This window comes from Streptomyces sp. TRM70350 (assembly GCF_019219825.1).
Classification (GTDB): Bacteria; Actinomycetota; Actinomycetes; order Streptomycetales; family Streptomycetaceae; genus Streptomyces.
The window spans coordinates 1-479 of sequence record NZ_JAHUXH010000127.1; the positions used below are offsets into that span (position 1 = coordinate 1).

1 pseudogene is annotated in these 479 nt (G+C 67.4%); it reads right to left on the bottom strand.

The features are described from left to right. A pseudogene (locus tag KWI83_RS37880) lies at nt 1–479 on the bottom strand (protein phosphatase); the annotation flags it as partial.

The following is a 479-nucleotide window of genomic DNA, read 5'->3' on the forward strand; positions in this document are numbered from 1 at the left end:
CCCCACTCATCCCACGCCACCAGCGCCTTGCCCGTCTCCTTCATCGCGGTGCGCGAGTCACGGATCCAGGAGGGGAGCTTGTCGTCGGGAAGCGCCCAGAACAGGGTGCCCACCCCGGGGATCGAGGTCAGCGCCAGACCCGTGGCCAGCTGCGCCAGGCCCTTCCACGCCTGGCCCATCGCCTCCCAGCCGCCGAAGCCGACCAGCGTGCCCAGGCCCTTGATCGTGCCCCAGATACCGTCGACGATCAGGCCGTCCCACACGAACGACTTCACCCAGTGGCCGACCTCGTACCAGTGATGCTTCTCCTCCACCGGGTCACCCCAGGGAAGCTTCGCGTTCTTCATGTCCTCCGCGGAGAACCCGTACTGATCCGCACGCTCCGAACCATCACCGGCCACCATCTGCGTCCCGCCCCACAACGCGGTGATCTTGTTGTGGCACGTCCGCTCCGCCGCCCAGAAAGCAGCAACCGTCGC